The following is a 23,240-nucleotide window of genomic DNA, read 5'->3' on the forward strand; positions in this document are numbered from 1 at the left end:
CCTTTAACCCTAATGGGCTTACCCCATCGCTGCCAGCCATCCCCCCTTTCGGGTTTCGGCTAAACGAATCGCACCAAGGATTGAAGTATATAATTTAAAGACGCGACAGCTTACCAATTACCAATTACCAGATGTACCTCATTTAACCCAGAAGTGTTATAGTATCCAATTAAGAATAATAAACCTATGCCTTACAGTAAATTTACTCTCAGCAAAGCTGTAGATGATTTCCATCTCACAATCATTGAAGGCTCGCGTTTATTACCAGAAATTTCCCCTGTCACTCCTAGCCCTTTACTACAGGATATTCTTAAAGAAACGATTCCCTGGGCGATCGCGGTGAGTAGCGAAAAAGCTCGTTCTGAGGGTATAATCAATCCGGTTTTATTGGAAGTAAAACGCCAGCTTCAAGGACAGATTAGCGTTTTTTCAGGCGAGGAATTCAATGTAGAACCGGAGGCTGAACTCACAGGGTATGTTGACTTTCTCCTGAGTCGTTCCCCGGAACAACTATACATTAAAGCCCCTGCGGTTGTATTGGTGTCAGCCAAAAAAGAAGACCTTAAACCGGCTCTTGGGCAATGCCTTGCAGAAATGGTTGCAGCTCAACGCTTTAACCAACAAAAGCAACAGCCGATATCGACGATTTACGGAACGGTAACTAGCGGTACAGTTTGGCGGTTTCTTAAACTAGAAGAGCAATGCGCGTCCATTGACCTTACAGATTATCCGCTTCCTCCGGTTGAGCAAATCTTGGGCTTTCTCGTTTGGATGATGCAAGAAAGGTGAGCTGCTTTTAAACGTTTTTTGAGTAGATCGGTTAACTGATTTTCACTGGGAAGTGTAATAATGATCAGAGTGGGTAAGTTTATTGCGGCTCGGAAGTTTATACAAATAGAGATGAGAGTGCGATTGTACCCTCAAAAACTGCTCCGATATCTAGACAATAACTCAATACGCTTGGGTTAACTGTTTTTGTCATTGCGAGCGTCTTCGCGTTAGCTTTCGCGATCCGTTCGCCGAAGGCGTTCGGTGAAGGGTAGGAAAGCAATCCCGTCTGTTTTTCACATCGTTTTACTGAACGGACTGTCTTAAATGAACCGTATTGGACAATAAATAATGACTATTTTTCGACTCTCTGAGCTTTAAATTCTAACTGCTTTCGCTGTCGTTCTACAAACTCAGCCAGAGAACTTTTCCTCCCTTCCATCTCCTGAAAATCCACCACAAAACTAGCTGTTTTCAGCTCAACCGCTAAAGCTTCAGTAATATCGATAATTTCCACCCAACTCGCACATTGATAATCTGAGTCTTCGTATTGCTTAATTCGATTTTCTTCCAGCCCCAGTCTATCCGCAAGTTCTTTTTGAGTCATTTTCGCAGCAATTCGAGCTTTAATTAAGACTCTTGGCAGCTCTAAAATCGAATCTACTTCAATTTTGAGGTCTTGAGTGTGATCGCACTCCACCAATCTTTCATACTCAGCTATTTCTGCCCTAAAAGTATCCCGATGACTTTGGATAGATTCACGCATCACTAACCACCAAGGATCGTTCTTTTTCACCTCTTCATCTTGGGCGTCATACTGGGCTAGCGTAGATTCACATCTTTTCGCTAACTCTTGGGTATACTCATATTGCTTTTTATTTCTAATCATGGCGACCACCTTACTAAATCTATAGCAATAATTCCTTTAGGATGCAGCTCTCTGTCCCGTTGAAATAATTCATAGGAAGTTAGATCGTAACTACCGACTGGCTGGTCGGACGGAAAGATTTCACCGCGATAAAGAGCTTTCTGTGCGGCTCTATCTGCATAATTTCTCAGTCGAGGAGCATGAGTTTTCAGATAATTCATATCAACCTCTTCTCTATCCCAACAAGCATCAAAATCTTGAGGAGCTAGTTTGCTAGTAATAAAACTACCATTGATGTAAATTGTTCTGCATCCTGCTGCCTTTAGCTGCTAAGAATGCCATTTGCAAACCATCTATCATGCGAGTACGAAGTGGTGTTATTCCAAAGCGATCTTTGAATTCTTCCCATTCGGCCCAATACACTCCTGGTGGCAAGTTGCCGTTCTCATCAAATTCGGGAATCATGCCCTCACACCTTTACATTTTAACACAATTTTATTGTCGGTTTTTATAGCTATTGATTTCCTCAGCATACCTGAATATGCAGGCAAAAAGCCATCGCTATGAGTGATAATTAATAAGTTGTAACAGAAGCGACTGGTGCGATGCAGGGTTTTGAGTTAACTTTCAGGTCTAATTCGACACCGAATGTTCCGAATATTCCGACTCAATACGGTCAAATAGAAGTCGCCACAACTACATTTAGACTCAACGGTCAAACTCACACCTAAACGATGGAATACGACGAGGATTCGGAGGGCCTAATCGTCGCTATCAGAACCTCCCCAGGTAACAGTCAATCAGTAGTTTATGATGCCTTGGAACAGGTCAAATCGATGACAGATGTATTTGGCAACGTCACATCATACAGCTACGACTTGCACCAAGCATCTGGGCCAACAATACAACTCCACCTGCTGGGTCGGTTGTAACTCGCATTGACGAAATTACCTTACAGAAAAAATATGGTAAGCGGAAAGCGAGCAAAACTTTATTTAGTCCGCTCGATGCAAGCGACTCTCTTAGACTTTAGTTCCAGTAAAATTTGGCAACAAATCTGAAATTATTGTACATTATATTACGCCAAAAATGTTAAAAAATAACTTGGATAAGTAATGAAACAACAGCTTTTTTAACAAGGCCGTTAATGAAAAGCTGCCGAATTAACTCGGCAGCGCTTTCCTGTTATTTAAGGTGAGTGAGTTGAGTGATGCTGAGCAAAGCAGGCAACATCGAGTCAGGCTTATCTCCTGTTTTGAGAGCAATTTCTAAATCAAACAAAATGGAGAGGGATCGACTTAAACAGTTAGCAGATACTTCCTTAACCTCCTGCTTGAGGAAATACAGCCGTTTGGGGTTACTAATTCCGCACATACTAGCAATTTCACTATCAGAAAGTTTGCCGCCGGAATCCAGAGTAGCTTTTACCCACAACCAAGTTTTAAACTGAGTTTGAAGAGTCGCGATAATTGCCAAAGGAAACTCTGCCCTAGAGAGCAATTCATCAAGCACCTTAATTGCCGCCACTGCTTGACCTTTTAAAAGAGCTTCGGCAAGTTGAAAACAGTTGGCTGTGGTAGCTGGAACGAGGATTTTAGCAGCTTCTTTCGTAATGCGAGCGCCTGCTGCATAAATGGCTAATTTCTCTAGTTCACTGACTCTTCTAGCAGAATCGTTGCCAATGGCTACCGCTAGATAACTGACAGCATCTCTGGCAATTGAGAGATTCTTCTGTTTAGCAGTAGCAGCGATCGCACTTTCAATCAAATCAGTACGCCAAGGGGGAATGAGAGTAAACTCCTTAAGTTTACCAAACAGCAATAAATGCTTGACTACCTTGAGTCGTTTGTCGATAACAGCAGCAGTGAAGACTAAATGCGTTGTCGCAGGTAATTGGGGCAAAATTTGCAACAATTCTAGCCCCGTTTCTCCAAATTGCTTGAAATCGCAATTTTCAACGACAATAAGTTTGTTTCCACCGCCGAAAGGAACTGAAGCAGCAGCAGAGAGGGCTGCATCCAGGGAAGAAGCATTTCTGCGGTGGATGTTGAAATCTCGCCATAGAGGATGAGTTTGAGTCTTAAACTTTTCAACTTCTCGTTCAATTGCGTAAGTATCATTCCCAATTAGGATGCTAATCATGCTGCTAACTCCTCCTGTTGTTTGACAGTTACAGTAACAGAGCGGCCTAAAGCTTTAGTAACGATACGCTGCACGGATTCAAGGTGACTCTGAAACTTGTTCGCGTATTTTCTTTCTACTGCTAACACACATGAATCAGCCGAAAGTTCGGCAATTTGAGCGCGGTTTAAGAGGCTACGATTTCCTGGTTTCGCTGCTGCTACTACTTGCGCCCAAGTTGTCTCAAAGTCAGGAGAATCTGCCTCTATTTTTTGAGGGGTTTTATCAAAATTGTCAGGCTGATTAGATTGGGAAGTTGCCGGCAACCGCGTTTCGGGGGCAGCGGGTTTGCTTGACAGCATCAAGTTCAGCAGACAGACTTCTAACCAGGTAGCAGCATTGGTGCTAGTTCTCAATTGAAATTCTGATTTTTGCAATTGTGTACAAGCCGCATCAATTGTTTCAAAATCGAGATGAAGAGCGAGCGATCGCAGTTGTGAGTAGCCTACTGGCCCTGCAATTAAATTCTGGCAGTGGCGCGTTGATTTGACAATGAGCAAATCTCTCATTGCTGCTAGCAAGCTACTGAGAATCAGTTTGGGGGTTTTGCCGCTGTCAATGAGCGTTCTCGAAGATTGCAGTACGCTTAAGGTATCGCCAGAATGAATGGCTTTGAGAAGGGCGATCGACTCTTGCTCGCTGATGCTGCCAGATACTTCTGCAACTTGAGTTAGGGTAATCTCTGAGTTTAGCAGTGAAAGCTGAGAAAGTAATTGCAGGGCATCTCTTAACCCCCCGTCACAGGTGCGAGCGATCGCCCGCATGGCCTCACTTGCGATCTCAATAGATTCAGCGGAGCTAATTTTGTGCAATTGTCCGACAATAGCATCAACTGACAAGGCTCGGAAGTTAAAAGTTTGGCAGCGGGAGATAATTGTCGGCAGGACTTTATGTGCTTCAGTCGTACAGAGAATAAATACCACATGAGCCGGAGGTTCTTCAAGGCATTTGAGGAGAGCATTTTGAGCGCTGGTACTGAGTTGGTGACACTCGTCTAAAATCCAAATGCGGTAACGGCTCATCGCTGGCGCAAAGTTGCTGTGTTGTATTAATTCTCTGGCATCATCCACGCCATTATGTGAAGCAGCATCGATTTCAGTTACGTCTAAGCTTGAACAGGAGTCAATGGTTTTGCAGCTTGAACATTCCCCGCAAGGAGTGGCGGTTAGCTTTTTGTTATTCAAACAATTGAGGGATTTAGCAAGGATGCGAGCGGTTGAGGTTTTGCCTGTTCCTCTGGGGCCAGTAAATAGGTAAGCTTGAGCAATTTTGTCGGAGGTGATGGCATTGGTCAAGGTTGTTTTGATTGTGTCTTGACCCACTAATTCTTGCAGGTTTTTGGGGCGGTATTTGAGGTGCAGTGGTTGGTACATTTTGAGTCGTTAGAATACTTCTGGTAACTATTCCCCGATAGGGGAGGCATTATCCAGCAGCAGTTCGATCGATCGTCCGGTTGTTCGACTCTTGCCTAACTTTATGGGGTAATTACCCAAAATATGTACGGTTACGTCCCCTCCACAGCGCTATGAGCTAGATACCATTAGAAAAGTGTCAAAATAATTCGTAATTGTTAATGCGAACTTCGTAATTACAATTAGTAGGTTCTTCCAATACTGAACAAGTCGTAATTGTTAATGCGAACTTCGCAACAATTACAATCTGTAGAGGTTCCTTCCACTGAACAAGTCGTAATTATTAATTTGCAATTTCCAACAATTACACTTAGTAAAATTTCATTCACTGAACAAGTCGTAATTGTTAATTTACAATTCTTTATTGCGAGCTTTAATTACAAATAGCGAATGGCGAAGCGCGTAATTACAATTGGTTTGTTTATACCTCGAAAACTGCAAAACTCGGAGGGCAAATTAGTAATTATTTGGTCAAAAGTAACATTTTTTCGTATTAGAAAGCATACATATATAAGGTAACAAAGTGAGTTTGTTTTGTGATTAATTAATTAATCGCTATTTCGTTCGCAATCACGTATATATAGGGCAAAAATATGCTCAATCTAAATTAAAATTAAATAGTTATTTAAAAATTTTACCAATGTTGAAAAAAACGTTTTTTGCAGTAATTATTGCGCTTTTGTCTTTTATGGTTGCACTCATCCTATCGGCTCAAAGTTCTGAGGCTGTCAATCAACTCTATGTATTTGGGGACAGCCTTTCGGATATGGGAATGGTGTTTCGAGCGAGCGGGGGTCAATATCCGCCTCGTTCGACTTACTTTCAAGGGCGTTACTCGAATGGTAAGGTTTGGGTAGAGTATTTTGCCGAGCGCCTGAAATTGCCGCCTGAACGAGTCACTAATTTTGCATCTGGAGGTGCAACAACCGGAAGCGATCGCAATAGCCTTGTCCCAGGTTTGTTAACTCAAGTTCAGTCATGGACTAACTCCCAAAAACAGGCAAATCCTCATGCGGTGTATGTACTGTGGGCGGGTGCGAATGACTATTTGCAGGGGGTAAATAATGCGAATCTTCCCGTTGAAAATGTGGCGAGGGCGATCGCGTCTCTTGCTGGTGTGGGTGCCAAAAATATCCTGTTGGCAAATTTACCAGATTTGGGGCAGTTACCGGCGACGCGAACAGGCGCTAATTCTGGAAGGCTCACTGCATTAACACAAGCACACAATCAGGGTTTGAGGCGAACGGTTAAGGTATTAAATCAACAGCATTCTGGCTTAAAGATTGCGACTCTGGATGCTAATGCGCTTTATCGGGAAGCGATCGCGAATCCGGCTAAATATGGCTTGACAAATGTGACGGGTGCGTGTTTATCGGGTGGAGGTGTTTGTGGTAGTCCCGATCAATTTTTGTTTTGGGACGGCATTCATCCGACGACGGCTGCACACAGGATTTTGGGGGAAGCAGCATTTGCTCTTGTGCAGGAGAGCGGGATGATTAGATCTGAATTGGGGACGCTTCGGTAAACCATTTTTAGGCTTTCCGGGCGATCGCCACAGGAACGGCATGAGGTCGGTCAAACTGATGATACAGCACTTCATAATCTGTAGGATTTATATATAATTTACGCAACACCACAGACGGGGCTGTTTATCGGGGGTTTGCCTCCTATTACACCATATACGAACACTCTGCGTAGTTTTGGCTATACGATTGCGGTAGGGGAGAGCATCAAATTTAGATGCCCCTCCCCACCTTTCAACTATTCTTGCGGAGCGACAATATATTCGCACTCTAAAGCCTCTGTACCCGATGCAGGCGTTCCAAACGGTGCAATCAGTAGGGGAGCGGTAGGAGTTGCCATTAACACCCGCAAATCAGAGCTGGAAATCGCTTTGGCTGTATCAATCAAATAGCGGATGTCGCACTTGAGACAAAACTCACAACCCCATAGCTTGGCATCAACTGTCTCAGTTCCTGAACTGAGAGTATTGTTGAGTGATGCTCGCAATTGTTGGGCATCTAAATCGAATTCTAAAATAGCTGTTAGGTGAGACTTGTCGCTGTGAGAAGCTAACCTCTCTAAGGCTTTTAAAAAGCTCAGCCTCTCAACCACCACTTGATGGCTAAATTGATGCCGATAGGGAGCGATAATTTGGTCACAAATTGGATATTGCCCTTCTAGCAACTTCGTTGTCAACCGCCAATTATTCCACTCGAATGCGACAAAATTACTAGGTTGGTCTGGCAAACCTTCATAGTAAATCGTAACTTTGTCAGCAGAATTCAAAGAACGCTCCAATAACCGGAGTACCTTAGCAGGGACAGTAAAATTAACTATTTGACTGCTCAAAAGATGGGAATTGCTGCTTTCGTTCAATCCTAAAACCATTGCTACCCGATGCCCATCTGTCGTCCAAACTCTCAGTTGATCGAGTCCTCTGTCTGCGTCGTGACTGAGTTGAAAATTCCCTCCTGTTAAAATGCGTTTGTTTTCCTCAGAACTTACAGCAAATAAGCTAGCTTTTAGGACAGAAATTAATACGCTAGCAGGAAGCGTTACAAGTTTCTGTTGAACGCTGGGGATAGCCGGAAATTCGTCCGCAGCTAGCCCGCGAATGGCGTGCTTGCTTCTTGACGCACTCAGAGTGGCACTGACTGATGGAACGTCGCTTCCTTTAATAATTTCAGAAGAACTCTTTAAAGTGAGGTTGCCGTTAGGAAATTTTCCCAAAATGTCAGCAAGTATGGGTGCGGGGAGGGTAAGCTTTCCAGATTGATTGACATTCGCACCAAAGCTCACTTGCATTCCAAATTCTAAGTTGTAGGCAGTTAGATGCAAATGTTGAGTTTCTGCATCAGCTTCAATCAAAATATTGGACAAAATGGGATGGCTGCTATTGCTGGGAATGATGCCTTTCAGGGCTTGTATATAATCGTTGAATTCTCTTGAATTGCAGGCAACTTCAATAGCTGATGGGAGAGTAGAAGGGGAAGGCAATATTGCCTCATTTGGCAATGTTTCTAGAGAAGGAGCATCGACTGCTGGAAGTGCTGCAAAATTTGTGCAAGTTGGCGAGGTTTCTACTTTTTGTGGAGAGATTGTTAAGGGTTCGCAAACCGAGTCAGTTTCAGTTGTTGCTTTGACTGATTTCTTCACAGTTTTGGCAGAATTATTGGCTCTTGCAGTCGAGCGTTTTTTCTTAACTGTTCTCTCCAAATTTTCCTCTTGAGGCGGTGTTCCTGTTAGTCGAGATTTTGCCATAATTAGCCTGGTGTCAGGGGTGCGATTGGCCGCTGCGGTAGCAGCACTTATTCAGGTTGTTGAGAAAGAGGAGTGGGAAGGGGAAGGAGAAGGAGAAAGAGAAGGGGAAAGAGAAGGAAAAGGATAAGGGGAAGGAGCCCACGCTTAAAAACATAGGATTGAAGGGTAGACATTTTGTATCTAACTCGGTGGGTATCGATACAATTATTGATTTTTTGAGCGTTGCTATCAACCCACAACTAAAGTTTTTTTCTCCATTTTTACCTTCAGCTTCGCCTTGCCTTTCCGTTTCCCTTTCTTCTTATTTTATAAATAGGACTTACGCACAGACTCTACTTGTAGGGTGCTGATGGCACACGTTACTACTACAGATAGTGTGAAAATTGACTTATGCAGCGTAAGTCCCGATGGAGAAGCTTTCTGAAAGTTTAGCGTTAGTGACTGTTTTTTAGAAAGGTATGGACTTGTTAGTTGAGGACTTTACCTGTTAGTTGAGGACTTTACCTGTTATAGCAACAGCCAAGACGGTTAGGACATTCTTAATCGCTGAAACCATTGCTATTACTGCTTCTTCCTTCTTCCTTCTTCCTTCTGCTATAGTTGAGGACTTTACCTCTTGGTTGAGAAGTTTACATTGTACTTGAGAATTTTATTGTTTGAGTACGAGTTATTGGGGGAAACAAATAATATCCGATATCGGCAGCGGCTTGCACCGACATAATAAAGTCGATGGTACTCTTTAAGTTTCTGTTGACTGCTCAAATCTTGACCGATTAACAATCTGCTGAAAAGGTCGCTTCCGTCAATGCCAACTTCATCAAAAGTGCTGCCTTGCGAATTGTGAATAGTCAGAGCAAAGCAATTGTCAATTTCAGCAAACAAGTCATCTTTGAACCAGTAATATTTCCTCCAAAGAAATCCATTGCGTTTAGCACTCTTTAGCTTTTCTTTAAGTTCAGCCTGGTAGCGCTTATTTTCCGACTCGTGCAGGACAAAGATTTGCCGAAATAAACCGTCATCAGTCACAATTTTTAGCAGCCAAACTCGATAGCCTCCGTGCTGGTTAATCTCAACTTCCTTGACGGTAAATTCCGTTGAAGTCGGCAAAATTACGGTTTTGCCGTCAGGTGCCATGACGGGTTTTTTGGTAATTAGCCTTTCTCCCGGTACAAATTGGGGTGCAGCTTGACCGTAGACTTGTTCTCGGATAAGCTGATTGTAGTATCTGACTCGTTTGTTAGTCCAGCACAGAATTCTGAAACGATCGGGATTTTGACTAAATTCTAGATTGATCGTTTTGACGGCATATTGTAGCAGCGTTTCTGATTTGACTTTGAATGCACCGTTTGACTTGTCTCCTTTTTTGTATTTAGAGTGTGGCAAAAATATGTCTGCTTTGCTATTGACAAAAGATCGGCATTCTGTTATAAAATCGAGCACAGGGCTTTCCCCTGCTTGCCTGACAACTTTGGTCAGTACAGCTTTATTGGTAATGCTGAAAGCAGGCGACTTTTTGTCTCCTACAGGATTGAGTTGAGCGGGGTCGCCCATTAAAATTAGCTTGCGGTGATTGAAGAATGTGCGTTCAAAATTGCGTTCTATCCATTTCCACAATTCGCTTCCAACCATCGAACATTCGTCGAGGAAAATGATATCGTAGAGGTGAAGGCTGCTGGAACTTGTCTGTTCCAAAGCTTTTTCTTGTTCTTTTCTGACCATGCCTAATCCTAAAAGTTGGTGTATTGTCATAAAATCAACTCCGAAAATGCCTTGAGACGCTGCCATTTTTCTGAGGATGCCGACTGCTTTGTTAGTAGGTGCTGTGAGGGCAATGCGTTTGCTTTGACTCAAGAGTTCTTGGATAATTTGAAAGACGATTGTGGATTTTCCAGTTCCTGCGTAGCCGCACAGCAAGAAGAATGACTCGGTAGTGGTTAGAAAGGTTCTCAATTTGTCGAGGGCTTGCTGCTGTTGCGGTTTGAGCGTGAAGGGAAATTGTGTAAGTTTTTGGGGTTGTTCGAGTAAGGTTTGAATCATTAGTTAGCGTCCGTTACTAATTTAATCAACCTCTGATTAAGCGTTAGCTTGACGGGGGAGTCTTTCAAGAGTAGGTTTTTTAGATTCCGGGCAAGGAAGATTCCTAAGTCTTGTTAATAAAACTTTTAAGACAAATAGGAAATTTTTCTGTGTTTTGTCCCAGCAAAAAAGAACCGTCCACACCCTACGAAATGCTTGCTACTTCCCACTCATCTCGTAAATGGCGTCCTTTCTAAATCAAGTTCAGCAACTTTGGCGAGAGCTTCTAAACGCTTGTTTAATGTTTTATGTCGGGGACATTCTACAGCATACTCGTATTTATAACCTGTATGTTGAAGTTCCGAAATTTGGCAATCAATTAAATTGCTAAGGTGGCCGACTAGCTTTTTGACAGGTATTAGCCATGCTTTAGCTAGTGCTTTAGTACGAAACCCAATCCAAGCTGTAAAGTAAGAGCCATCTTCGCTAATTTGATAAGCCACATTGGGCGATAATTTAACAATAGGTTTGATGCGGGCAATACCCAAACCTTTGAGTTCTCTCAAGCTGTAACTTAGGAGTTCTCCGCTGTTCCACTGGATGTGAAATGGACGTGGCTCTTCAACGTTCAAGTGTTGGACTCTCCCCATTCGTTGAAATCCTTCTCGGTGCTGTAAAATGCAATCTCCCTCTCTAAATCCGTAGAAGCCTTGTTTCTTTGTTAGGTTTTCTAACTGCTGCTTCCAGGCTTCTTCCCAAGCTATGTCAAAGTCGAGAAGTTGGTAATTTTCTTCGCTCAATTGTTGAGCTATTTTTTCTTTTAACTGCTGTTTGTAGATTGGCATAACGAATTCTAAGAAGTTGTCGGGTACTTCAAGAGCTAAATGCGTCTTAGCTCTGATTCTGAGTTCATTGACAGACAAACAGCGGGCGTCTTTTAATTGCTGGGGTGCAGGAATATCTATAGTACAACTTGTCGGGTACCCGGGAAACAAGTTGATGGGAAAGAGATAAGATTGGTCGAGAGTAGAGATGAGAATGTGGTGTTCGCTCAGCGATTCTACTTTGAAACGAGTTGCATTGCTGAATTGTACCTGGTCGGAATTAGCGAGTACGATGGTTGTGCAAGTGGGAAGTTCTCCAGCAGTCTTTTTAGGGATAAACTGAGGAACGAGGGAGATTGTGAGGGCGCGGATTTCGTCGAGGTTATAAGTCCAAGAAAATGAATCTTCGCCGGGACTTGCGTCCCAAGTAATTGTCACAGGTTTTTCAGTTTTGTTGAGAGAAGTAACAGTACCGTATTGGTTGCCAGTTTTAACGATATCGTTTAACCTGAAGGGATGTTCTTCAGCAGGTACATCCGGGAGGAAAGGGAAAATTACTGCAACTACTTCTTGGATTTGAGAGGAGTGCTGGCTGGCTGATTCAGGAAAGGTTTTGTGGGGGTTAATATTAGAATTATTAGTATTCATAACGGTAAAAAGTTGGTTATCCCTTAACTTCTCCCGCTAGGGAATAGCTTTTAATTTAGAGGTTTCCTCAACCAATAGTTATTGCTTAAATTGCAGGAAATGACTTAGCTGTTGTTAGAGGGGAGGCTCAGTTGCGATCGCCAACTATACTGGTATCAGCCAGCCCTAGGAGCGTACAGCTATCAACTTTAGGATTATTACTCATATAATTAGAGAAATCGATACAAAATGCGATCGCTAGGTCGCGTCAATCAAGACTAGAATAACAAGCTATACACTTAGTACACTTTAACAAGCCTGCCTTTGACAATCTATCGAGTTAACAGCACCTAATTGATAAAAAATTCTCCCAGTTATCAGTTGCTTCTATAACTGGGAGAATTTGCGGGAAAGCCGATATATTCAGGACTTACGCAAAAATTGGCTTAACACAACTCATAGCGGTAACGTGCGCCAAGTGCACCTACGGATAGAGTCTGTGGGTAATTCCTGATATTAATCTAACGCAGGTATCTCGATTAATTCGATTTTAAACAGAGCTGCGTCGTTATTCTTTAGGCAAAGTAGGCTTTGGTGGGATGTCAAAAACAATCACAAATGTGAATTCTTTGACAAACCGTTGCAAAACCCGAAAATGATCGTCTGCATCCCTCCTGCTGCGAAATCGCGCCACAACAATACGCTGACAATTAGGAAGCAGCTTAATGATGCACCACGGATGCAATCTCTCAAAATAAGTCATTTTAACCTCACCAGCGACAGTAATAGGTTGCGTTCTTTTTTCCTTGCTTGCCATTACGCTAGTTGAGAGAATATTCTTCAAGACAGGTCACGCTGACCTTGACAATTAATTAGGTTTGTGCTTTAAACCGCTCCAATTCTCTTCTAACGCACCTTCTTATCTTCGGAATGCGGACACAGCAAGTTCGCCAGTACGTCGGGAATCTCCTCAAAGTGTTCCAGCAGAAAATCCATTACTGCCAAATGGCGCAAATCAACAGCAGTAGGAAATCTTCGATTTTTTCCGCGTTTAAACCAACCCTGTACCGTCGAATCAGAGCGGGAACAAATGGAGGCAATTTGCTCGTAACTTACCCCCCACTTGACATAAAACTGTTTCGGCGTCATTCCCAATTGGCATTGGCTGTAAATGGCAATCAAATTGCGTTCTCTATCTGTCAAAGTATGCGGCTTTTTCATCCTCATACCTCTCTAAATCTTCTTCCCACGCCGTATCAAATTGACACCAAGCTGTACTCTTGGAATCAGGAGCCAACCAAATTATGTAGCACCACATCCAACAGCAACGGCGCTGTTCGTAGTTGTAAAATTTGCCAATAACTATTCCCCAATCACCTTCTTCGCCAACATCAGTCCAGCGCACCATCTCGCCACACTCAAAGCGCGGGGGATGAATTTTGGCAAAATTTGCGGGCAACTCAGTTGAAGGTGGTATATCATTCAAATGTTTTAGTGGCAGGCCCGAAATCAAATCTCGCTTTCCTTTTGAGATTGACATGAGTTCTCAACTGTGCATCGACTGCAACAGATTTGTTTTGATAGGTTTTTAGGCCAATTTCTTGATAAAGAAATTGCAGCGCGATATTTCCTTAAATCAATCAATTAGAATCTATATTTGACGAACTATTCTCAAAGCCCAACTCTGGCTAGGCTATCAGTCCAGCAAAAAAGGTTGCAGGTAGAATCAAACAATAGTATAATTAGATTAGTTACTAATAATTTTCTTGGTGGCGCGGTGTTATGACAGCCCTTAAACCTGTTACCTTCAGAGACCTCATCGACGCGATCGCTAGCTTGCCGATTATCAACTTTCCCGAAAATTCGAGTCAGTTGAATAGCAATAAGCGGGAGTAAGTTGCAACAAGCGCCTCCGATTGCCCAGAAAGCGATTAAGCCGGATTTGGTTGGGCATCAAAGAATAGAAGCCAGTTAGCCTACTTGACGTAATCTCCCTTTCGTCCAATAATGAAAGAACTTACCCTTTGAGGGCTGCGCCGTGAAGGTTCAAGGGAATGGGCGCGCTAAGATTTTGACGCCCGCAGAAATTGACCGACTGTTTGACCGGGGTTTTATTACAGCAAGGGACAGGCTTTTGTTTGCTGTAACTTTTTACTGCGCCTGCCGCATTTCAGAGGCGTTAGCTTTAACAACTCACGACATTGTTGGGGGGTCAGTCACGTTGCGGAAAGCGACGACAAAGGGGAAATCAGCAACGCGAACGCTGCCGCTCCATCCTATACTGGCTAAGTATTTAAACGCTTACAATCCGGATGTAGGTTTTTTGTTTCCGGGGCGAGAGGGTACGAAGCCTTTGACGCGCTCTTTTGCAGATTTGATTTTTAAAGAAGCTTGCAAGCGGGTAAGAATTAAGGGGGCTTCAACACATTCGATGCGGCGGACGGCGCTGACTAATTTGAGCAATGCGGGGGTGCCGCTGCGGGTGATTATGGAGATTTCGGGACACAAAAATTTGTCTAGTCTCCAGCGCTATTTGGAGGTACAGCCGGAACAGCTTGTCAAGGCGATTGGGCTCTTGAAGTGAGGCGACAGAGCTCAATATTTTCCTGTCCTTTAATATTACCGGAGTTTATAGATATTCCGAAACCGACAGCATTCAGCATCAAACAGCAACTTAACCGTTCCCGTTCCGCTATTCCGTCCTTTCAATCCAATAATTTCAGCCGTTCCCCCATCAGGAGAATCAGGATTGTAATAATCGTCCCTGTAAACTCCAAGCACAACATCCGCATCCTGTTCAATTCCACCAGAACCACGCAAATCCGATAAACTCGGACGTTTATTCGTGCGAGTCTCTACCCCCCGATTGAGCTGAGAAAGCAGCAAAACAGGCGCATCAACCTCGCGAGCTAAAATCTTCATCTGCCGCGTAATTTCGCTGATTTTATTGACAACATTTTCATCCGCCGAATTCACCATCAATTGCAAGTAATCAACAATTACCAAACCCAAGGGGCCTCGCTCACAAACAAACTCCCTAACTCTGGAACGAATCTCCAAGGGAGACGGTTCCAAACTTTCGTCTATCCAAAAATCAGCATCGCTAACTTTCCCCAAAGCCGAAGCTAGCACTTCGTACTTACCAGCTAGGTTAACTTGCCTGATATCTTTCACCGACACCCCACTCTCAAGTGCCATTAACCGCGCTGCCAAGTCCCGACCCGGCATTTCCATCGAAAACATCAAAACCCGACCGTTCCTGGGGAGGGAAGCAATGTTGTACCCAAGCGCGCAAGCCAAAGCTGTTTTGCCGCTGCCGGGGCGACCTCCTATGACAATCAATTCGCCTCGGTAAAATCCCCCTCCCAAGAGGTCGTCGAGGTCATAAAACCCCGTGCTGATTCCAGGACAGTAGTTAGCAGTCTCCAAGCGCTGTTCCTCAATTTCATCTAGATATCGCCAAAGTTCGTGGCAGTATTCCGAAAGAGGCCTCATAGCTTTTTGCCGCTCTTCTTTGTACTTATTGAGGACAAAAATCTTTTCCTCGGCTTTATTTAGTATCGCATCCAATTCGGTGGAAGTCTCGTAGCCAAGCTGTACGATGTCATTGCCAACTTTGATGAGTTCGCGCCGGACAAACTTGTCCACGACTAGCAAAGCATATTGGTCGATGTTGACGGCTGAAACAGTTCGGTCTACGAGCATTACCAGTTTGGTTTGACCCCCTACTACTTCCAGCAGGTTGTGGTCGTCGAGGAAGGTGGTGATGTTCATCAAATCTGTGGGCTGCTCCTTAGAGTGCAGCGCTAAAGCGGCCCGATAAATATGTTGGTGGACTGTAATTGCCAACGCTTCGGGACGCAGAATATTTTCGACTCTTTTAATGGCGATTGGATCGATCAGAATTCCGCCTAAAACTGCTTCCTCTGCATCAATGTTGCTCGGCATAATTTTGTCAAAAAAACTGACTGCCATATCTGGTATTCTCCTTTGAGATTGTTGTTACTTGAACTGTTTTCAAAGTTGTCTAAAGGGTTAGAAGCTGTCTACATGGGTTAAATCATCACTGTTTTCACAGCTAAGCTAAATAATTAAGTAGTAGATAATTTGTTGAAAATTTGTTTTACGTGCTGAGGAAATCGCTGCATCCACTGCAAGTAAATTTGCTGCTGAATACCTAGCGCTGCGAAAGCTTCTTTGCCTAGTTGCTGGAACTGTTCGCATAACGTTCGGTGAGTTTCTAATGGCATATACTGAGGGTCAATATAATCCTCATTTATTCTTGTTGTCTGTGCAGAAGGAGAATTTTTTGGAGTTGGAGAAGAGCCGGTTGAAGCTGGAGACGAAACAACATTTGTTGGGTTCGAGTTTTGAAAACCGTTAGTTTTTTCCCACCAGCGACCGCGCAAACAATCAACGACCCACCCTGAAGGGTTGGATATTTGCTTTGTTTGGCTTCGGACTTGCAGCAAGTTTATGGCGGCTTGGATTTCGTTTAAGCTGTGCTGGAGCACACAAATTTTTAATTCAGAATTCATGCCTCCTGTGGCTCGCGTAACGGCTTCGACAATTTCAGTTGCATCAGGATTGGCAATTGCAACCGCTTCGATAATTTCAGTCGCATCAGGATTAGTAATTGGAACGGCTTTGACAATCTCAGTCGCATCGGAATTGGCAATTGCAATTGGTTCTACAGTTTCAGGAACTTGGGGAGTAACGGGCGAAGATATTTCAGGACTTAACGGAACAGCTTTATTGGTAGGTATTGGTGATTTGGCGGCAGAGATTGTTGGATTGTCGAGGCTGTTGAGTTCTGTCAGCAGTTTTTGCGGGGGTTTAGAGGTCAAACCTATTTGTTCTGAAGTGCAAGGCATTGCCACATCGACTGCCTGACTGTTATCTGAATTAATAGTCAGACATTCAGCGGTTGGGGCGGAACATTTATTTTCACTAGGGGTTTTTAGTTCTTGTTCTGAATTTTTATTTAATTCAGTGCTTTTAGATTTGATCCCAGTTACAAGCTGTGGTTTTTTATCTGGTGATGTTAAATTTTCTTCCTCTTGAGAAAAATTTAAAAAAACAGCAGCAACATTTTCAGTGCTTTGCTGTCCTTTTTTATCCTCTGTAAAGAGTACGGCACCATCAGGGTTTGAACCCCCTGTTTGCTCAATTTTTGGCTGGTTCAGTCGATTTTTTGACGGTTTGCTCAGTTTTTGGAATTTTGAATTGGTGTGAGTGAAGGGGCGAACGTCGCCCAGGTGCTGCACTGCTATGCGGAAAATGCCGCACCCATAGTTTTTAAGGATTTTGACCAAACCAAGTTTTTCGAGTTGTTTGAGGGCTGCCCGCCTGGTGTTGGGGCTGTAGGGCTTGCCGTTGCGGACTCTTGTGGCTCGTTTTTCGCCCAAGGGGATGCAATTGATGTCGATTTCCTCTGGTTTGCCGCCGATGCAGGTTCTGTACAGGTAAAGGGCGAGTTTGAGGGCGCTGGGGGTAGCGCCTTCTAGTATGTCGGCTAGGGCTTCGTAAACTGCGGCGTGTCGGGCGAATGGCGGTTTGTGCCAGGTAGTTGTATCTGCAACCATTTTTTGTTCTGGGGTAAAAATGAGCGTAAATGTCCCTTCAGGCGACTGTGACAGCCTCTTTCGCGCGAAAGAGGCTGTTGTTAAGTGGGCAGGGGGGTATTGAGCGATCGCCTGTGGAAGGTGGGATGCACTCCGCAGTGTCGCTCTACACGACGAGCAGCGTTCAGGCAGGTCGCGAAGGTATCCGCAGCGGTTGAGGTCTTTTTGAACAAAGTGGACAGTTTTAGCGCACCCCCGCGAGGTAGCGCTATTCAACCAATTAAGTTACAAAGACTGTCTGCAGGGTCTGCATTTGTTGCAGGGTCAGCGCGCGACCATCTTTCCAATACTGCCAGACCCACCGTAATGGGATTTAGTACCATATCAGTTTTATCAAACTGATCAAGGGGCGAATCAAGGGCTGAAACCTTTGTACAGTAAGGGTTTCAAAAATAGCTGGTCAGGCGATGGGGCGTTTTAGTCAGGCGATGGGGCGTTTTGGTCGGGCGATGGGGTGTTTTTGTACTAAAGCTCAAACCTTTACACAGTAAGTATTTAAAGGCTATTTTTCCGAGAAATTTTTTTAGTACAGCTTGTACTAAACTTTGTACTGAACTCTGTACTTAAAAAACCAGTCTCCGGAAGGCTGGCCGTAATGAAACTAGAATTTACGCAAAACTTCTAACCCACATTCCGCACCCTCTACTGTCACAATCGGTTTTTACTGAGATATTGCACCAATGTCATTAAGCCTATAAAAGCTAGGTTTTTGGCGATCGCATCAACGGAAAATCAAGGGTTAGGGTCGGTTCTTGAGAATGGTGCTCTTCGGTGAGTTTTTACGGAATTTGGGAAACAAAATTAGTCACTTTGTTAAACTCAGTAAGCCAACTGAATTTTTTATCGACTTGTTTGATATCTGTACGAGCAGCATCCATCTAGATACCAGTTCTATTCACGTTGATGGACAGTACCTACCCTCAGTTAATTCTAGTTAAGGGTGATGCGAGCTCCTCACCGAATAGCTTTGAAGACCCAAAACCGCAGACCGATTCAGAAACAGACCCCAAACAGATAACCATTACTCATAGACTACCGAGTTGAGATCCGGTGGAGCCTTGGCAACTGCTACGAATCCAAGAGAGTTGGCCATCAGTGACCCAACTCTCTTGGATTCGCGCGAGTGCGATCGTTATTAGTTGATTTTTAGGTCTGATTACTCATAAAAAATACCGCTCAATTCGATAGGTCAACCTGCGGAATGTGGGTTTCATGGGAGAAAGAACTGAGGTTAGTTTTGAATATCCAATACTTCTCGCAGCTTAGTGTCCAGTTGCCGACTCATAGGGCGCTCGCCACGTTCTAGCTTAGTTACCAAAGATTGTGAAACTCCCAACCACCCAGCCAGTTTCACTTGGCTCCATCCCTTTGCTTTGCGGGCTTCGCGCACTTGAGCAGCAGTCATTAAGGCTGAAGAGGGGGCAGCAGGTTTGAGTTGCTTGGGCTTAGGCTTCGCTTTGGTTGCTAACAGGGCAGGAATAGGTTCTGGTGGCATAATCGTCAGTTTTGCTCTCCACAGTCGATCAATGATTTTCTCTTTTTTCCAGCCAGAGGGTTTCTCAGCAAGACTTACAGGTCTCAACCAGTCTGGGTAGGTGCTATCATCAAAAATGACCCGCCAGCCAATACTCGTCAATAGCTTCAGAGCGTTATCCCATCGTTGCTTCAAGTCGTAGGCTTCCCGCTTCAATTGGCGAGCGGCATTTATTCGGGCTTCTAGCTCCACAGCTTCTAACAAGCTCCCCACTTTGTGTTCGTACTGGTTTTTATCCCGCATCTTGATGCGGCTAGCCATTGTTAGGTGAATGGCCAGCTTCAGTGCCAGTTCATCATGGTAGGGGTTGATTTTCAAAATTTCTGCGGCTAGCCAACCAAATTGATGGAGGGCTATCCCTGCTTTGGCTCCCATCTTATTGAGCCATTTCTCAGCCCAAGGTCCGGGTCGGACGGCGATATAAACTTCTACAGGGTCGTCAACTTTTCCAGTGAATATATTCATCTGTCCTCTAAAATCGACCTCAATCACCCAAAGGGGAGAAATGCTAACGCTAGCGTCAACTTTATTGCCTTTTGGCTTGCCTTCAACCCAGGTACACTGCATCAACATTTTTCCCAGATGAAAGGCAATACTGGCAATTTGAGATAGCTTGTCAGCAACCGTTGACCGATGTTTCTTGTCCCAGCCTATTTGCTGAATGATATCGGTTCCCTTCAGAGTGAAATAGGACTGAAAAAGGTTGGACTGGTTAAAAACGTGAGCGGCAAAAACTAACTGGATTTTTGCCGCTTCAATTCCCATCAAATCGATGACTTGGAGGGCTGCTTCTAATGCCAAGATATCATTATTTTCCCCGACCAGGAAAACTTCCACCCGATTTTTGGGGTTAGTCTGACAACTTGTTTCAAAAACACCCTGGTTATTGGAATCTTTTTTCCATTTATCGAGGCGGTAGTTAGATTCTACACTAGCTCTGAAGGGGACTGGTGTGGGCAGGCCTGTAATTTCTGCCAGTTGGGATTCTGCGAATATGTCTGGTTTTGACGAGACTCCGAATATACTTTCTATGGTTGACAAGTTAATGTTAAGGAAGTCTATCTTCTGCAATAACTCAGTAGCTGTCTTGATGGCGCATAAGTTAGTAATATAATCTTTATTAACAAAAACAGTGTTGAAGTCGTTGTTACTGAAATCTGTTTCACTTTGACTGCCATACAATTTATTTGATGGCGGAGTAGTTTTATTTATAACTAGGGAGGAATTGGGGTTGATGTGTTGATCTAGACATAGATCGGGTTGAATTTCATGATTTAATAAGTTCTGCAATTCCTCCTCATTATTAGCAAGTTCGCGAGCTTGTTGCAGCCATTGATATTTCGCTTGCCAAAATTCATCAGGGATTTTTAAAGACCGTTCTAAAAAACTTAGACCGTCCGACTTGCGAAGAAACGCAAAAAAAGCTTGACATTTGCGAGGAGATGTGACCTGTCCAGTTTCAGTTGTGACGGCGTTTGGGTCGAGTTGTGTAATTCTTTGTAAAATATATTCTTCTATCAAACGAATGACTGTTATTTTGAAGGTTTCTTGAGTGTCAGCGTTTAACATAATAAGTAGGTAGTGGTTTTTGGCAAGGTGAGTCGTGAGTTTGTGTATAGAATCTTTCCTGATGTTCGCAACTCTCGCGTGTATTTTTGCTAGTTTAGATATTTATCAGTTAATAGCACCGCTTTGAGATCTTGAGGGCGATCGCTCGCAAGCAAGCAGTCGAGCGCCCCCAAAAGCTCTTTTTTGAGGTCGTTTTATCATTTGTGGTCGTCGTCAGAAATTGTCACCACAGTATAACTAATAATTTTTCGAGGCGGGTAACTTCATAATTGCGATCGTTATTTTCACTCTCGCAACTGAAATTATGACTTTTTTGCATATTTTATGAGCCGGAAGTCAAGGCTTGTTGCCTTGATAGCCGGAAGCTGACAATCCTGCTGAGGGAAAAATAACGATCGCGCAGATTCTCCTGCGATTGATCGAGTGAGTTTCTTTCTCCCCATCATAAAGGGGGTAGCTGACCCGGATGTGGTATAATCAGAAGACTTCAGTGCCCAAGCCAAAAAGCGTTCTGTGTAATACAAAGCCAGTTGATTGCTTACACCATTAAAAACCGCATCAAAGGCGTGTTCAGCCCAAGGAATTTCGAGCATTACCGCACGATTGCCAGTCGCTCGTAATTGTTCGTAGAGAGAGCGTCCAAACTTGGCTTCAACTATATGGTCGCGACCTGCATAAACCAGTAGAGAAGGGGGAAGGTTGGGTTTAACATAATTGATGGGAGAAGCTTGAAGGTAAAGCTCTCTTAATTGGTCGGGGGTTCCTCCCAGAAAGTCACGCAGAATGGCTCGGACGTTTAGGGGGTCGGGAAAAGGTGGGTCATAATATCCCCGGAGCAGGTTATTTGGCCCGTAGTAATTCACTACTGCCCGAACTGGAACTGTAGTTGAACGATAAGCATAAAGTGATGCTAAATGGGCACCGGCTGACCTTCCCATCAGAGCAATTCTGTCTATATCAATTTCCCACTCATCGGCATGGGTTTTGATATACGACAGAGCGGCTTCTACGTCCTCCAACTGAGCCGGAAACCGATACTGGGGAGCGTGGCGGTAATCAATTGCTACTACACAATAGCCCCTCGCTGCCATGTAGCGGCTAAATTCCTGATTGCTATTTGGAGTGCCTCTTTGCCAAGCTCCTCCGTAGAGGATGACGATCGCCGGATATCTACCAATTTGCATCGGCCGGTAAACATTTAGTTGCAGTTTCACTCGATCGGGGTTGGCAAATACAATGCCTTCAGAAATGCGAACTTCCCGAAGGGGAATTCCCCGGAAGGCATCTGCTAGGATAAACGGTTGAGGGCGTAGTTGTGCCTGTTCAACTTGAGGAACGGCTGCTAAATAGTTTGTCCCTAAAACTGCTTGGACTTCGGCCGCGATCCGTGCATTGGCTGCGGGGAACTGTAGCAGGGGGAGCAGGCTGAGGATCAGGGCAAGCAGGCTACAGACCAGGGATGTGTTGTAGAGCCAGCCTTGTTGTCGTCTGAAGATGGTTAGCAAAAGGGCGATCGCATTAATACCCACAAGCCAAGGGCTAATTTCTGGCGCTCCCACTGCCAAAGGAAACAGGGACAGTGTGGGCGCTGGTACGATGACCCAGAGGCTGAGAAATAATCCAACTGCACTCATAAAAGAAGGGATGAACAGCGAGACTAGAAACGATACCAATGAGACTAGCTTTTTGCCGTTATTTTTAGGTTGCACAGATTTTTTCCCAAAGCCAGATTTTTAACTATTACGCCGTAAGTCCCCACTAGAGTACACTTTAAACCCAAGCACCTACGAAACTGGTTTACAAAATCGCTATCCGACTCTCCTTAATCGGCGATCGATTTAGCTAACTTGTGATTAGTCAACTTCTTTGAGGGTCAAGCCTGCTACGAATGGATCGTGGAAGCGGGAGTCAACATCAGTAGCACTCCGGTGAGACCGGATTGGGGAAGAAAGCGCTGATCGAGCAGGCCGGATTGCGAAAAGGCTCCTGAGCGACTTGCGGTGATGAATGTTTGGCTCAACTTTGGCAAGAGGAGTCTAACTCGAAGTTGCGGGGGTTTTCCAGTACCGCTCGATAGAACCTACACAAATCTAGACAAGCTAGATTGAAGTCTACTTCCTGCGTCAACGAGGGCATGGGAGCGGTTAACACTCTTTGCAGGCTTCCAGGCGCAAGCTGCACCCGGTATACTTTTAAGCTAGTATAAAAGCTTGATGTTCGAGATTCAGTGCGGCATTCAGATCGCGATCGTCGATGCTGATGCTGCACCCCGAGCAGTTAAACACACGTTCTTTGAGCGGCATTTCTTGAATATGTCCACAGCAAGAGCAAGTTAATGATACAAACCAGCGCTGGGCAGTTCGACTAATTATTGCTGTCTTGGGAGTTAATCCGGTTGGTAGATCTTCATAGGTTTTCAGTAGTCCTATTTTGGGTAGTTGAATCTTTCGATGGTCAATCTTGATTGTTCCTTCTAATGTGAAGCTATCTTGTTGACCTTTTCGCTATGTTTTGTCGAGTTATATACAGTATTGTCTAGTTATTTAGATGCAG

The 23,240-nt window shown here is 44.1% G+C and carries 20 protein-coding genes; 4 read left to right on the forward strand and 16 right to left on the reverse strand.

Translation table 11 applies throughout. The features are described 5' to 3' along the window. Positions 1-186: 186 nt before the first annotated feature. Positions 187-789, forward strand: coding sequence for a hypothetical protein (locus QUA44_RS05885; protein ID WP_333248934.1), 603 nt, complete (start codon positions 187-189; stop codon positions 787-789). 334 nt (positions 790-1,123) lie between these two features. Here the strand turns inward: QUA44_RS05885 and QUA44_RS05890 are convergent, their stop codons facing one another. The 5 genes from QUA44_RS05890 to dnaX all read right to left on the reverse strand — a co-directional run bounded on the left by QUA44_RS05890 (position 1,124) and on the right by dnaX (position 5,190). Further along, positions 1,124-1,657, reverse strand: coding sequence for a helix-turn-helix transcriptional regulator (locus tag QUA44_RS05890; protein ID WP_333248936.1), 534 nt, complete (start codon positions 1,655-1,657; stop codon positions 1,124-1,126). Further along, positions 1,654-1,938, reverse strand: coding sequence for a DUF6932 family protein (locus QUA44_RS05895; protein WP_445243727.1), 285 nt, complete (start codon positions 1,936-1,938; stop codon positions 1,654-1,656). Before QUA44_RS05895 ends, QUA44_RS05890 begins: the two co-directional genes overlap by 4 nt. Next, positions 1,922-2,101 carry a DUF6932 family protein gene (locus QUA44_RS05900; RefSeq protein WP_333248937.1) on the reverse strand — a complete coding sequence of 60 codons (180 nt, stop codon included), beginning with the start codon at positions 2,099-2,101 and terminating at the stop codon, positions 1,922-1,924. The genes QUA44_RS05895 and QUA44_RS05900 overlap by 17 nt, the downstream gene beginning before the upstream one ends. 720 nt (positions 2,102-2,821) lie before the next feature. Next, positions 2,822-3,778, reverse strand: a complete 957-nt coding sequence (holA, locus tag QUA44_RS05910; protein WP_333248942.1) for a DNA polymerase III subunit delta — start codon at positions 3,776-3,778, stop codon at positions 2,822-2,824. Next, positions 3,775-5,190: a DNA polymerase III subunit gamma/tau gene (gene dnaX / locus QUA44_RS05915; protein ID WP_333248945.1), complete on the reverse strand. Its 1,416-nt coding sequence runs from the start codon at positions 5,188-5,190 to the stop codon at positions 3,775-3,777. The genes holA and dnaX overlap by 4 nt, the downstream gene beginning before the upstream one ends. Positions 5,191-5,917: 727 nt before the next feature. Here dnaX and QUA44_RS05920 point away from each other — a divergent pair. Continuing rightward, entirely contained in the window at positions 5,918-6,754 is an 837-nt protein-coding gene (locus QUA44_RS05920; protein ID WP_333309563.1) for an SGNH/GDSL hydrolase family protein, read from the forward strand. Positions 6,755-6,990: 236 nt separating this feature from the next. Here QUA44_RS05920 and dnaN read toward each other — a convergent pair whose 3' ends face one another. From dnaN to QUA44_RS05950, 6 genes are all read right to left on the reverse strand, one after another. Next, positions 6,991-8,493, reverse strand: coding sequence for a DNA polymerase III subunit beta (gene dnaN, locus QUA44_RS05925; protein ID WP_333248950.1), 1,503 nt, complete (start codon positions 8,491-8,493; stop codon positions 6,991-6,993). Between the two features lie 609 nt (positions 8,494-9,102). Continuing rightward, complete coding sequence (locus QUA44_RS05930; protein ID WP_333248952.1) at positions 9,103-10,530, reverse strand: DEAD/DEAH box helicase; 1,428 nt, start codon at positions 10,528-10,530, stop codon at positions 9,103-9,105. Between the two features lie 209 nt (positions 10,531-10,739). Then, positions 10,740-11,981, reverse strand: a complete 1,242-nt coding sequence (locus QUA44_RS05935; protein WP_333248954.1) for a hypothetical protein — start codon at positions 11,979-11,981, stop codon at positions 10,740-10,742. Between the two features lie 547 nt (positions 11,982-12,528). After that, positions 12,529-12,777 (reverse strand): hypothetical protein, encoded by a 249-nt coding sequence (locus tag QUA44_RS05940; RefSeq protein ID WP_333181480.1) that lies wholly within the window; start codon positions 12,775-12,777, stop codon positions 12,529-12,531. Positions 12,778-12,866: 89 nt separating this feature from the next. Further along, positions 12,867-13,181 (reverse strand): helix-turn-helix domain-containing protein, encoded by a 315-nt coding sequence (locus QUA44_RS05945; protein ID WP_333058391.1) that lies wholly within the window; start codon positions 13,179-13,181, stop codon positions 12,867-12,869. Then, positions 13,153-13,500, reverse strand: a complete 348-nt coding sequence (locus QUA44_RS05950) for a hypothetical protein (protein WP_333248957.1) — start codon at positions 13,498-13,500, stop codon at positions 13,153-13,155. Before QUA44_RS05950 ends, QUA44_RS05945 begins: the two co-directional genes overlap by 29 nt. A gap of 498 nt (positions 13,501-13,998) precedes the next feature. Here QUA44_RS05950 and QUA44_RS05955 point away from each other — a divergent pair, with 498 nt between their 5' ends. Beyond that, positions 13,999-14,544, forward strand: coding sequence for a site-specific integrase (locus QUA44_RS05955; protein ID WP_333248959.1), 546 nt, complete (start codon positions 13,999-14,001; stop codon positions 14,542-14,544). Positions 14,545-14,579: 35 nt separating this feature from the next. Here QUA44_RS05955 and dnaB read toward each other — a convergent pair whose 3' ends face one another. Next, positions 14,580-15,935 (reverse strand): replicative DNA helicase, encoded by a 1,356-nt coding sequence (gene dnaB / locus QUA44_RS05960; RefSeq protein ID WP_333248962.1) that lies wholly within the window; start codon positions 15,933-15,935, stop codon positions 14,580-14,582. A 116-nt stretch (positions 15,936-16,051) separates the two neighbouring features. Further along, the gene (locus QUA44_RS05965; protein ID WP_333248963.1) at positions 16,052-17,545 is read right to left on the reverse strand and encodes a hypothetical protein; all 1,494 of its coding nucleotides are present in this window, start codon (positions 17,543-17,545) and stop codon (positions 16,052-16,054) included. Positions 17,546-17,574: 29 nt separating this feature from the next. On the opposite strand from QUA44_RS05965, the gene QUA44_RS05970 reads away from it, so the two are divergent. Next, positions 17,575-17,742: a hypothetical protein gene (locus QUA44_RS05970; RefSeq protein ID WP_333257765.1), complete on the forward strand. Its 168-nt coding sequence runs from the start codon at positions 17,575-17,577 to the stop codon at positions 17,740-17,742. A gap of 1,073 nt (positions 17,743-18,815) precedes the next feature. Here QUA44_RS05970 and QUA44_RS05975 read toward each other — a convergent pair. The 3 genes from QUA44_RS05975 to QUA44_RS05985 form a co-directional block, all read right to left on the reverse strand. Then, on the reverse strand, positions 18,816-20,687 hold the full coding sequence (locus QUA44_RS05975) for a helix-turn-helix transcriptional regulator (protein WP_333248967.1): 1,872 nt from the start codon (positions 20,685-20,687) through the stop codon (positions 18,816-18,818). Between the two features lie 302 nt (positions 20,688-20,989). After that, a complete protein-coding gene (locus tag QUA44_RS05980; RefSeq protein WP_333309566.1) occupies positions 20,990-22,396 on the reverse strand; it encodes an alpha/beta hydrolase in 1,407 nt (468 codons plus the stop codon). A 483-nt stretch (positions 22,397-22,879) separates the two neighbouring features. Continuing rightward, positions 22,880-23,152: a zinc ribbon domain-containing protein gene (locus QUA44_RS05985; RefSeq protein WP_333249305.1), complete on the reverse strand. Its 273-nt coding sequence runs from the start codon at positions 23,150-23,152 to the stop codon at positions 22,880-22,882. Between the last annotated feature and the right edge of the window lie 88 nt (positions 23,153-23,240).

This window comes from Microcoleus sp. N9_A2 (assembly GCF_036701775.1).
Taxonomy (GTDB): domain Bacteria; phylum Cyanobacteriota; class Cyanobacteriia; order Cyanobacteriales; family Microcoleaceae; genus Microcoleus.

Bases quoted from the DNA above. Each gene is read 5' to 3' on its own strand.
- QUA44_RS05885 (WP_333248934.1), top strand. From the start codon at position 187: ATGCCTTACAGTAAATTTACTCTCAGCAAAGCTGTAGATGATTTCCAT.
- QUA44_RS05890 (WP_333248936.1), bottom strand. From the start codon at position 1,657: ATGATTAGAAATAAAAAGCAATATGAGTATACCCAAGAGTTAGCGAAA.
- QUA44_RS05900 (WP_333248937.1), bottom strand. From the start codon at position 2,101: ATGATTCCCGAATTTGATGAGAACGGCAACTTGCCACCAGGAGTGTAT.
- holA (WP_333248942.1), bottom strand. From the start codon at position 3,778: ATGATTAGCATCCTAATTGGGAATGATACTTACGCAATTGAACGAGAA.
- dnaX (WP_333248945.1), bottom strand. From the start codon at position 5,190: ATGTACCAACCACTGCACCTCAAATACCGCCCCAAAAACCTGCAAGAA.
- QUA44_RS05920 (WP_333309563.1), top strand. From the start codon at position 5,918: ATGGTTGCACTCATCCTATCGGCTCAAAGTTCTGAGGCTGTCAATCAA.
- dnaN (WP_333248950.1), bottom strand. From the start codon at position 8,493: ATGGCAAAATCTCGACTAACAGGAACACCGCCTCAAGAGGAAAATTTG.
- QUA44_RS05930 (WP_333248952.1), bottom strand. From the start codon at position 10,530: ATGATTCAAACCTTACTCGAACAACCCCAAAAACTTACACAATTTCCC.
- QUA44_RS05935 (WP_333248954.1), bottom strand. From the start codon at position 11,981: ATGAATACTAATAATTCTAATATTAACCCCCACAAAACCTTTCCTGAA.
- QUA44_RS05940 (WP_333181480.1), bottom strand. From the start codon at position 12,777: ATGGCAAGCAAGGAAAAAAGAACGCAACCTATTACTGTCGCTGGTGAG.
- QUA44_RS05945 (WP_333058391.1), bottom strand. From the start codon at position 13,181: ATGAAAAAGCCGCATACTTTGACAGATAGAGAACGCAATTTGATTGCC.
- QUA44_RS05950 (WP_333248957.1), bottom strand. From the start codon at position 13,500: ATGTCAATCTCAAAAGGAAAGCGAGATTTGATTTCGGGCCTGCCACTA.
- dnaB (WP_333248962.1), bottom strand. From the start codon at position 15,935: ATGGCAGTCAGTTTTTTTGACAAAATTATGCCGAGCAACATTGATGCA.
- QUA44_RS05965 (WP_333248963.1), bottom strand. From the start codon at position 17,545: ATGGTTGCAGATACAACTACCTGGCACAAACCGCCATTCGCCCGACAC.
- QUA44_RS05970 (WP_333257765.1), top strand. From the start codon at position 17,575: ATGTCCCTTCAGGCGACTGTGACAGCCTCTTTCGCGCGAAAGAGGCTG.
- QUA44_RS05975 (WP_333248967.1), bottom strand. From the start codon at position 20,687: ATGTTAAACGCTGACACTCAAGAAACCTTCAAAATAACAGTCATTCGT.